Raw genomic sequence first — 10,699 nt, 5'->3', positions numbered from 1 at the left:
GAGTCGCCGCGGGAATTGTTGGGATAACGCACCAATGGAGCGTTTCTTTAGAAGTTTGAAATCTGAGTGGATACCCGCCAATGGTTATGGGAATTTTACAGAAGCAGATAAAGAGATCACAAATTACATCACTGGATATTACAGTGAGACCAGACCCCATCAATATAATGGTGGGTTAACGCCAAATGAGTCAGAACGTTTATATTGGAATGACTCTAAAATCGTGGCCAATTTTACTTGACCACTACATTAAACTTACGTTGAAAATGAGCATCTTGGGTTTTCAGGGTGGAAATTAATTCTCTGTACTCTGGAAACATCGGCATTCTCCTTGTCGTCATTTACTACACTTCAGGTTACGCCTTAACCCTAACCTTATACCAAGTCGTTAAACGTGACTTAGATCACTTTTAGCGGTCACTTAGATTAATACTAATGGATGATTTATTTTAATCTATTTTAAATCAGTGTCTTAGGCATTTGTTGCCACAGACTCTGGCATGAGTTCAGGATCTGGTTCACACTTTGTTTGGTATAAATCAGACTGACATTCGAAATATGGGCAAATTTGCTATCTTGTGAGCAGATGCTGGTGTAGTTGGTAATTTCATTACGACTAAACAATTACTTCTTGCCGATAATTCTGTGATCAAGTTAACCTTCACCGCTTCGATACTAGGTTAAAGTCGATTTTATAAGAATTTAATTATCAAAAATGAAAGGGGTTTTCACAATGGCTGATGTATTTCATTTAGGTTTGACCAAAGCGATGCTCGATGGTGCAACCTTAGCAATCGTTCCTGGTGATCCAGAGCGTGTAAAACGTATTGCCGAACTAATGGATAATGCGACGTTTCTTGCTAGCCACCGCGAGTATACAAGCTATTTAGCGTATGCCGATGGCAAGCCAGTAGTAGTGTGTTCAACTGGTATCGGTGGTCCATCTACTTCTATCGCAGTAGAAGAACTTGCACAATTAGGTGTGAATACCTTCCTGCGTGTAGGGACTACAGGCGCAATCCAACCTCATGTTAATGTGGGTGATGTGATTGTTACTCAAGCTTCAGTACGTTTAGATGGCGCGAGCTTACATTTTGCACCTATGGAATATCCAGCGGTTGCAAACTTTGAATGTACCACTGCTATGGTTGCAGCGTGTCGCGATGCTGGTGTTGAGCCACACATTGGCGTAACAGCTTCTTCTGATACTTTCTACCCAGGCCAAGAGCGTTATGACACTGTCACAGGCCGTGTAACGCGTCGTTTCGCGGGTTCAATGAAAGAATGGCAAGATATGGGCGTACTGAACTATGAGATGGAGTCTTCCACTTTGTTCACTATGTGTGCCACTCAAGGTTGGCGTGCAGCCTGCGTTGCTGGTGTGATTGTAAACCGCACCCAACAAGAAATTCCTAATGAAGCCACAATGAAGAAAACTGAAGTGAGTGCGGTTTCTATCGTGGTTGCAGCAGCGAAAAAATTGTTAGCTTAATTTTTAGTAAGCTAAGCAACACTCCCCTGCAAAGTGAGTGCTCAGAATAGAAAAGGTGCCAATGGCACCTTTTTTGTTGCTTTAAAACTATGCCGATACTGATTAGAAATGGTATTGAGCAATCACAGAGTAAGTGTCTTGATCGACGCCTTTCACACCGTATTTATTGGTCCACAGATCGTATTCGATACCCACCAATAATTTATTGGCTTGATGATCACCGAACAGGCTCTTTCCGAGATCGTATTTTAGCTGTGGGTTGAAATGGAAGTTCTCCTCGTAGCCGTTATCGTCGGTGGCAAATACCCAGTCGATAAAGCCATCGAGTACTATGTTGGCAGATCCAACAGGGATATCGATACGAAATACAGGAGTGAACTGCCAGCCGTCACTATTGTTACCAGTGCTCATACCATCGCGGCGATAGGTGTTAAAGTTAAGATAAGTGAAGTATGGTACTGCTACGTCAACCCCTAAACCGTAAAGTAAGCTGTGGACTGGGCCTTCACCTTCTTCATAGGTTAACGCTAGAGACAAGTCTGTTATTGGGCCAAAGGCTATTTTTTCGCCAAGAATTTTACTGGCACTAAAACGTGGCGAAATTTCACCATAGGTAGTGCTTTCCATGCCCGTGTCGTTACCTTTGAAATAGATAAAATCTTGGAAGGCAAACCAATCACCGTATTTCCAGCCGCCAGCCGTTTCTAAGGTAATAGTGGCTTGTTTATCTGATGGCGCTAAATCGTAGTCTTCGCCATAGAGGGCTGTTGCACTGAAATCCCACCACTGTACTAAGTCACCCGCAAATGCTTGAGGAGAAAGCATTAGTGCTAGGCATAGGCATGTTTTTTTCATTGTTATTTCCTGTTGTATAGGTCGAAGTTAATTCGTGTCTTACTCAATCCGCTCTCTGACCTATGGCATGGTTTGATGGGTAAGTTCAAACCTAGCGCGAGTGTACGTCAAAGGACTTGCTCAAAAGTGGGGGCAATATATGCAAAAATTTACATTTATTCAAAGTTTTTATCGAATGTTGTTGTCAAAATCACATAATCATTAGGTGAGGGATTTGATTTTTAGATAATTGATTTTTAATGGGTTTTGTTGTTATCGTGCTGCTTATTGATTGGGTTTTTGCTATCTTTTTGAATTGATTATGCTTAATTTTAAAACAACCTAACGGCTTTCGTGGGCGGATATGGGAGAATGAGGATTAAGTCATAGGTGATTGAGTGTGCGTTTTGATAGGGTAAATTTTGACATATTATGTCGATTATCCGAAACTCTGCTGTTATAGTGCAGTAAAGGACACTCTCATTTCAGGGGGAAATATGGAGTTTTCAAATCCGATTTTAGTGTGGGCAGTGATTGGTTTAGTGTTAATGCTCGCCGAAATAGTGGTTCCAGGTGGCATAATAGTGTTGCTGGGTGCGGCTTGTTTAGTCGTGGCAGGTGCGTTAGGCATAGGACTGGTCGAAGGTGTCGTGCAGAGCATGACCCTGTGGTTTATCTCTGCCATTGTGTTGTTATTGGCTTTCAGACAAGTCACTCAGAGGCTCGTTGGTGGTGATTCCCATGTGGATAACACGGATGAAGCAATCGAACTATACAATCAAATTGTTCGCGTAAAGCAGACTATAGGTCCTGGGCAAACACCCGGGCGGGTGGAGTTTCAAGGTAGTGAATGGCCAGCGCTTGGCGATGGCAGCATTATTGAGGCGGGTACCGAAGTCAGAATTATTTGTCGTGAAAATATCGCTCTAGTCGTTGAGCCTATTTCAATAGAAGCTTCCAAAAACTAAAGGATGGAATCTATGTTTGTATTTACCTTAGTCATTTTATTTATCTTTTTTATTCTTTATAAGTTGATGTTAATTGTGCCGATGCGTGAAGTGCATGTCATTGAGCGTCTTGGCAAATTCCGCGCAGTATTAAGCCCTGGATTTCATTTTTTGATCCCTTTTTTCGATCGCGTCTCCTACCGTCACGATACCCGTGAGCAAGTATTAGATGTGCCGCCACAGAGTTGTATCTCCAAAGATAACACTCAACTTGAAGTGGACGGCTTGGTCTACCTAAAAGTGATGGATGGCAAATTGGCGAGTTATGGTATTGAAAACTACCGTAAAGCAGCGGTGAATTTAGCTCAGACCACTATGCGATCTGAAATCGGTAAGCTGAGTTTGAGTGAGACTTTCTCTGAACGTGATAGCTTAAATGAATCAATCGTGCGGGAAATAGATAAGGCTTCCGAGCCATGGGGAATCAAGGTATTGCGCTATGAAATTCGTAATATCACGCCTTCACGCCATGTGATCCACACTCTTGAGAAGCAGATGGAAGCTGAACGCCGTAAACGTGCCGAAATCACCTTAGCGAATGCCGAAAAAGCCGCGATGATCAATATGTCTGAAGGTGAGCGCCAAGAGGCCATTAACCTGTCAGAAGGTCAAAAACAGAAACGGATTAATGAAGCTAAAGGTACAGGTCAGGAGATCGCTATCATAGCCAAAGCAAAATCCGAAGGTATGGCAATGATCTCGCAAGCATTAGCCGTCAATGGCGGTACAGATGCGATGAATATGCTATTAAAAGAACAGTTTATTGCTCAAGTTGGTAAGATCCTCAATGATGCACAAGTCTCTGTTGTTCCCGCTGAAATGGCAAAACTTGAAGGTTTCTTCGAAGGCATGGAGCAAGTCACTCAGACTATGAGTGGCCAGAATAATCTTGGCAAAGGAGCGCGATAATGAATATTCCAGTAGATACAGATTTGATTGTGATGGCAATTTGGGGACTAATATTTGCCATTTTTGTGATTAAACTATTTCAATCGATCCGCCTAGTACCCACTAAATCGGCTTTTATTGTTGAGCGTTTAGGTAAGTATCACAGTACGTTAGATGCGGGGTTCCATACTTTGATCCCCTTTGTGGATAAAGTGGCTTTTATTCATGATTTGAAAGAAGAAACCATCGACGTACCGCCGCAGGAATGTTTCTCGAGCGACGAAGTAAACGTTGAAGTGGATGGGGTGATTTATATCTCTGTGACTGACCCTGTGAAGGCCAGCTATGGTATTACCGATTATCGTTATGCAGCAATTCAGTTGGCGCAAACGACGACGCGCTCTGTCATAGGGACACTTGATCTTGATCGTACGTTTGAAGAGCGTGATGTGATTTCAGCTAAGGTAGTGCAAGTCTTAGATCAAGCGGGTGCCCTGTGGGGAATACGTGTGCATCGTTATGAAATAAAAAATATCACACCACCTGAAACCGTTAAAAATGCCATGGAAATGCAAGTAAATGCCGAGCGTGAGCGCCGTGCATTATTGGCTAAGAGTGAAGGCGACAAACAGAGTAAAATTAACCGTTCTGAAGGGGTTAAAGCTGAAACGGTAAACCGTTCTGAAGGTGAGATGCAGCGCCGGATTAACGAAGCCGAAGGTAAGGCTGAGGAAATTTTAACCATTTCCCGTGCGACGGCAGAATCGATTGAACGTCTCGCCTCTGTTATTGCCGCACCGGGTGGTCACAATGCCCTGCGGATGCAACTCGGTGAGCAATACTTTAAACAGCTCGATGGCTTAAGCCAGAAGAATAGTCGAGTCGTATTGCCGGGTAATATGGTGGATTTCGATTACTGGATGAATAGCATAGGCTTAACGGAAGAAAAACCGAGCTAAGGCTGTGGTTAAAATCTGAAACTAGCTAGTTCATTAAGGTCAAATACTCAGGTGTTTGGCCTTATTTTTTGGCTGAAATTTGATTCTGTGTGATGGAGAGTGGGTGGGTTAGACAGCTTCTGTTGAATGAACCGCCAGAAGCTGCAGTTGGGCATAGATAAATTTTTCATTGAATGGAAGGCTAATATGCTAGGCGTTCATGAATTTGGGAATGGGCGTGGGTTTCAATGAGCTTGGCAATTTGGTTTTGTTCTAAATGCTGAAGCGCAGAAATTTCGTCATAAATCTTGTCTTGAACATCCAGCGGCATGCGCACATGTTCCATAAACATCCTAATTCCCAGCATGTCGCCACTCTTGAACAATTGGCTGAATTCGGTGGCTTCTATCTCGATTAATGCATTCATAATACTTCACCCTGAGGTTGGATTTGACACAGATACAGCGGTCTTGCTGTTAATTAAGAGATACGCCTAAGTTTGATCTAGGTCAATTAAACTGCATATTAATCTTTCTTAATAAAGGATTTTGTTGTTTTTAAATAATGGGTTATAAATTTAGTATATCAGCAAATTTGAAATGAGTTGTTGTTTAAAACTGAGTTTTTATGGGTAGGCAGAATCAATAAGTAACGGATAAAAAAATAGCGACGAGCGATAAAACGCTGGCCGCTATTTATTCTTAATAGTCTATCAGGAGTAGGCTAAAGCCTTATTTAGGAATCGCCAGAATCTGGCAACCATTAATTCCCGCTTTTTGCAGTGTATGACGTTTACGCTCTGCATCACGTTTACGCTCGAAGGGGCCTAAAGCAACCTTGTACCATACGCCGGTTGTACCTTCGACTTGTCTCACTTGCGCCTCTAAACCTTGGAAAGCGATGACGGCTTTCATCTCGTTCGCCTGTGATTCTTGGCGGAAAGAAGCACACTGCAACTGATATTGCATCGGTGTTCTGCTCGCAACAATATCGGGAATATCGACCTCAACATGCTTATTTTCAAGCTCGTTGAGATAGGTCCATTCTTCCTTTGGTTGTGGTGGCAGAGCATTAGGATCCTTCTTTGGCGGAACAATAAGCTCAGCAGTTTCAGTTGTCTCTACTGGGATAACGACCGCTTGGCGTTCAGGTTCTTTGACCTTAGGAGTAAGCACTGCTGTCTCTTGAGGCTTAACTTGTACTTCCGTTTTCTTGGCTGGAGCGGGTATCGGCTTCACTTCTTGCTTAGCATTATCTTTAATGCTTGACAGGAAATAGACGAAACAACCCACAGCGAGTATGACAAAGCCTATCAAGGTCAGCGGCAGCTTCTTACGCGGCGCCGATTTAGATTGTGAAGGCTTTGCTCGAGTTGGGCGAGTCGCGCGGATTGGGCGCGGTTTAGCGCCCGACTGCGGCCTTCTATTGGCATAATCGCGATTACTCATGGCTTACATCCGCTCTAAGGTTTCAATACCGAGTAGATTTAGGCCTTTTTGTAACGTACGAGCCGTCAGTTGCGCGAGTAATAAACGGCTGTTCTTTTGCGCGTCATTATCGGCGGCAAGCACTGGACAAGCTTCGTAGAAGCTAGAGAAAGCACCCGCTAATTCATATAAATAAGCACACAGTACGTGCGGCTGACCTTTATCGACAACACGATTGAGGATCTCACCGAACTGCGCCAACTTATTACCGAGATCTTTCTCTTTTTCATGCTCAAGCACGATTTTCGCTTGGCTGAGATCCAGATCGGTTACTCGCTTGAATATGCCCGCAACACGGGTGTAAGCGTACAGCAGGTAAGGTGCGGTATTGCCTTCGAAGCTGAGCATTTGTTCAAAGCTGAAAATGTAATCGCTGGTGCGGTTTTTTGACAAGTCAGCATATTTAACGGCGCTGATCCCAACGACACGGGCGATTTCAGTCAGCGTGGCCTCATCCATATCAGGATTTTTGCTACGAACGAGTTCTAGCGCGCGCACATTGGCTTCTTCTAACAGGTCAACTAACTTAACGACACCGCCGCTACGGGTTTTGAATGGACGGCCATCTTCGCCATTCATAGTACCAAAACCTAAGTGTTCTAATGACATATCTTCACGGACAAACTTAGCCAGTTTCGCTAGGCTAAAGACTTGTTGGAAATGCAGTGCCTGACGTAGGTCAACAAAATACAAGACGCGATCGGCCTTTAACACGTTCGAGCGATAGCGCATTGCCGCAAGATCTGAGGTGGCATACAAATAGCCGCCATCGGCCTTTTGGATGATAACAGGCAGTGGCTCACCTTCTTTGTTGCGGAAGGCTTCTTGGAATACGACTTTAGCGCCGTTACTTTCGGTTAATAAACCTTGGGCATCTAAATCTTTAACCACTTGCTCGAGATCGGCGTTATAAGCACTTTCGCCGTGTACATCGGCGCGGGTCAGGCTCACACCTAAACGGGCGTAGACTTCATGGCAGTGGCTTAACGAAATATCGTTAAATTCGCGCCACAGTTTGTTGCAATACTCGTCGCCAGATTGCAGTTCGACCACTAACTGACGAGCGCGGGTTGCGAATTCTGCTGATTCGTCGAAACGCAGTTTAGCGGCACGATAAAAGTTTTCTAAATCAGACAGTTCAAGTTGAGCTTCTTCACCATTTTTGGCGCGCAGCTCTTCCATATAGGCCAGCAACATACCAAATTGTGTGCCCCAGTCGCCCACATGGTTTTGACGAATAACCTTGTGGCCTAAAAATTCTAACGCACGCACAACACTGTCACCAATGATGGTTGAACGTAGATGGCCTACATGCATTTCTTTGGCGAGGTTGGGTGAAGAGTAATCGACAACAACGGTTTGTGGTGTCGGTAACTTAATGCCTAAATGCTCATCGTTGACGGCATTTTGCAGTTGATCTGCTAAGGCGCTGTCGTTGATGAAAAAGTTGATAAAGCCTGGTCCTGCAATTTCAACCTTAGCTACAAAAGCCGAAGCCGGTAAGGTATCTATGATCAGTTGGGCTAATTCGCGTGGATTCTTGCCTGCGACCTTGGTTAGCATCATGGCTAAGTTGGTTGCCAAGTCGCCATGACTCTTATCCTTGGTTCGATCTACCTGAATGCGTGCTTCAAAGTCAGCAGGCACAATACCTTGTTGTTTAAAGGATTCTAGAGTTTGTTCAAGTAATGATTGGATATGTGATTTCATGGGTTCTAATCGGCACTAACTTTAAGAGTGAATACAGGGAATAACCGCATATTTTAGCCGTTTGTGGTTAACAATTGCTATCTTCCCGATGATTTTTTATCAAATGGCGCTTAAATACTTATCAAATACTCGACTCAGAGGAGATCCTGTGGATCTCTGTCTAAGCTCCATCGGCAGCGTTTAGCTTCGATAAGTTGTTCTACAAGCGGATGAATACGTTCAAACTCTTGTTGCAAGCGATTGCGGTTTTTAGCTTGGAATAAGAGTTGGCGGCGGAACTTGCCGGCTTTTTTATCTAAGGGCGCTGGCATAGGACCAATCACCTCAAATTCTTTATCTTGCGGCAAAAGCGCGGCAAAGGCGTTGAGAAAGTTATCGGCATCACTGGCTAAATGTGCTTCGGCGCGCACCAACACCATGTGCCATGCTGGCGGCAGCAGTGCTTGTTGACGTTCTTTGAGCTGGCTGCGAGCAAACTCGCCATAACCGCGGTGCAGCAAATCCCGCAAAATGGGATTGTCGCTCTGGTGAGTTTGCAATAATACCGTGCCGGGTTTACTGGCGCGCCCTGCGCGACCTGCAACTTGGGTATAGAGTTGTCCAAAACGTTCGGGCGCGCGGAAGTCGGCGCTAAATAAAGCGCCATCGACATCGAGTAACCCAACAAGCGTCACATCAGGGAAGTGGTGGCCCTTAGCTAGCATTTGCGTGCCGACGAGGATTTTATATTCCCCCTTATGAATCGCATTTAAGTGGGTTTCTAATGAACCTTTAAGGCGGGTCGTATCACGGTCGATGCGCACTACTGGATGTTTAGGAAACTCTTGTTGCAGCGCTTCGGCGAGCTGTTCTGTGCCTATGCCTTGGCCCATCAACATAGTGCTGCCACATTTGTGACACTGCTTGGGGATAGCGTATTGATTGCCACAATGGTGACAGCAAATTTCGCCAAGGGATTGATGTACTGTGAAAAACGCGTCGCAGCGGTCGCATTCGTGTAAGTGCCCACACTCGTGGCAAAGCAGGGCTGGTGCGAAGCCGCGGCGATTGAGAAACAACAAGACTTGGTTGCCAGCGTCTAAATGCAGGCGGATTTCGTTCAGTAGCGGCACTGACATACCGGCTTTCAGCGGCATATTTTTAATGTCGATAATGCCTTGGCGCACTTTTTTAGCCGCACCTGCGCGTTCACCCAATTGTAAATGATGGTAACGGCCGCTTAAGGCATTTTGTAGACTTTCGAGTGAGGGCGTCGCTGTGCCCAAAATCACCGGAATCGCTTCTAAATGGCCACGCATGACTGCCAAGTCGCGGGCATGATAACCAACGCCTTCCTGTTGTTTGAAACTACTGTCGTGTTCTTCATCGAGTATGATGATGCCGGGATACGCCATAGGTGTGAACAATGCTGAGCGGGTGCCGATAATGATTGCAGCCTGACCACAGCGGGCCTGGCGCCATGCTTCGAGCCTCTGATTGTCAGTTAACCCTGAATGCAAAATGGCAACATTGACTTTGAAACGGCGCTTAAAGCGATTGATTGTCTGGGGGGTTAAGCCGATTTCAGGCACTAAAATTAACGCTTGTTTGCCTTGCTTGAGGATTTCTTCGAGTACAGCAAGATAGACTTCCGTTTTACCCGAACCGGTAATGCCTTCTAATAAAGTACAGTGATATCCTTGTTGCAGATTTAAAGTGGCAACGGCGACGGCTTGTTCTTTATTGAGTTTATGTGGCGTTTCGTCCATTTCGAGTGTGGTGCGCCAGTCGAGGTTAAGCTCTGCAATTTTTTCATGGCGTGCCACCCAACCTTTATCTTCTAGGGCTTTAAGCGCCGCTTTACTGATGTCTAAGCTGATAACCTCTTCTTGGGTTAAGCTGGCGGTTTTGAGTAACTCGAGTAGTTTTTTCTGTGCGGGTGCGCGTTTAACCGCTTCGGGCGCAATATTTTGGCCTATTTCAGTTAATTGCCAGAATTGGATTTTTTGTGGCGCGGCATCGAGCCCTTTACGCAGGGCCACAGGTAAGGCTTGGGTTAGCATCTGCCCTTGGCTGCAAAAATAGTATCTCGCAGCCCAAAGAGTTAATTTATAAAGTGATTCAGGCAGTAAAGGTTTATCGTCGATAAACTCGAGCACAGACTTAATTTGCTTTGGGGCTAAGCTGCAAGACTCAGTGATATCAGTGACTAACCCGATCAATTGTTGACGACCGAAGGGAACTTTAACGCGCACACCTATTTGCGGTGTACTAGGATAGGATTCGGGTACGCGGTAGCTAAAGGTTTGCCGCATAGGCACAGGTAACGCAACTTCGACAAACAATGACATATGCAGGCAAGTC

Annotated in this window: 10 protein-coding genes and 1 pseudogene; 5 read left to right on the top strand and 6 right to left on the bottom strand. The window is 45.0% G+C overall.

The window, feature by feature from the left end; translation table 11 throughout:
- A partial coding sequence (locus tag L5L97_RS22230; RefSeq protein WP_263148716.1) for an integrase core domain-containing protein occupies positions 1-241 on the top strand: 241 nt, incomplete at its 5' end.
- A gap of 7 nt (positions 242-248) precedes the next feature.
- Here the strand turns inward: L5L97_RS22230 and L5L97_RS23010 are convergent.
- Positions 249-320 (bottom strand): annotated as a pseudogene (locus L5L97_RS23010) (YdcH family protein); the annotation flags it as partial.
- Positions 321-733: 413 nt separating this feature from the next.
- Between L5L97_RS23010 and udp the strand changes: the two are divergent.
- Complete coding sequence (gene udp / locus L5L97_RS22225; protein WP_105251257.1) at positions 734-1,492, top strand: uridine phosphorylase; 759 nt, start codon at positions 734-736, stop codon at positions 1,490-1,492.
- 102 nt (positions 1,493-1,594) lie between these two features.
- Here the strand turns inward: udp and L5L97_RS22220 are convergent, their stop codons facing one another.
- Entirely contained in the window at positions 1,595-2,347 is a 753-nt protein-coding gene (locus tag L5L97_RS22220) for an outer membrane protein OmpK (protein ID WP_028759442.1), read from the bottom strand.
- Between the two features lie 476 nt (positions 2,348-2,823).
- Between L5L97_RS22220 and L5L97_RS22215 the strand changes: the two genes are divergently transcribed.
- The 3 genes from L5L97_RS22215 to L5L97_RS22205 are packed head-to-tail and all read left to right on the top strand — an operon-like array spanning position 2,824 to position 5,180.
- Positions 2,824-3,294 (top strand): NfeD family protein, encoded by a 471-nt coding sequence (locus tag L5L97_RS22215; protein ID WP_113940097.1) that lies wholly within the window; start codon positions 2,824-2,826, stop codon positions 3,292-3,294.
- A 12-nt stretch (positions 3,295-3,306) separates the two neighbouring features.
- Entirely contained in the window at positions 3,307-4,242 is a 936-nt protein-coding gene (locus tag L5L97_RS22210) for an SPFH domain-containing protein (RefSeq protein ID WP_105251260.1), read from the top strand.
- Positions 4,242-5,180 carry an SPFH domain-containing protein gene (locus L5L97_RS22205; protein WP_168825701.1) on the top strand — a complete coding sequence of 313 codons (939 nt, stop codon included), beginning with the start codon at positions 4,242-4,244 and terminating at the stop codon, positions 5,178-5,180. The genes L5L97_RS22210 and L5L97_RS22205 overlap by 1 nt, the downstream gene beginning before the upstream one ends.
- Positions 5,181-5,361: 181 nt before the next feature.
- On the opposite strand, the gene L5L97_RS22200 is transcribed toward L5L97_RS22205, so the two are convergent.
- The 4 genes from L5L97_RS22200 to priA form a co-directional block, all read right to left on the bottom strand.
- Positions 5,362-5,586 carry a hypothetical protein gene (locus L5L97_RS22200; protein ID WP_263183617.1) on the bottom strand — a complete coding sequence of 75 codons (225 nt, stop codon included), beginning with the start codon at positions 5,584-5,586 and terminating at the stop codon, positions 5,362-5,364.
- A 304-nt stretch (positions 5,587-5,890) separates the two neighbouring features.
- On the bottom strand, positions 5,891-6,607 hold the full coding sequence (locus L5L97_RS22195) for an SPOR domain-containing protein (protein WP_168825699.1): 717 nt from the start codon (positions 6,605-6,607) through the stop codon (positions 5,891-5,893).
- Between the two features lie 3 nt (positions 6,608-6,610).
- Positions 6,611-8,356: an arginine--tRNA ligase gene (argS, locus tag L5L97_RS22190; protein ID WP_105251263.1), complete on the bottom strand. Its 1,746-nt coding sequence runs from the start codon at positions 8,354-8,356 to the stop codon at positions 6,611-6,613.
- A 134-nt stretch (positions 8,357-8,490) separates the two neighbouring features.
- Positions 8,491-10,686 (bottom strand): primosomal protein N', encoded by a 2,196-nt coding sequence (priA, locus tag L5L97_RS22185; protein WP_263178685.1) that lies wholly within the window; start codon positions 10,684-10,686, stop codon positions 8,491-8,493.
- Positions 10,687-10,699: the final 13 nt, after the last annotated feature.

The sequence above is a fragment of the Shewanella sp. SM71 genome (genome assembly GCF_025653905.1).
GTDB classification, from domain to species: domain Bacteria; phylum Pseudomonadota; class Gammaproteobacteria; order Enterobacterales; family Shewanellaceae; genus Shewanella; species Shewanella oncorhynchi.
This window is presented reverse-complemented; position numbering and strand designations above follow the sequence as displayed.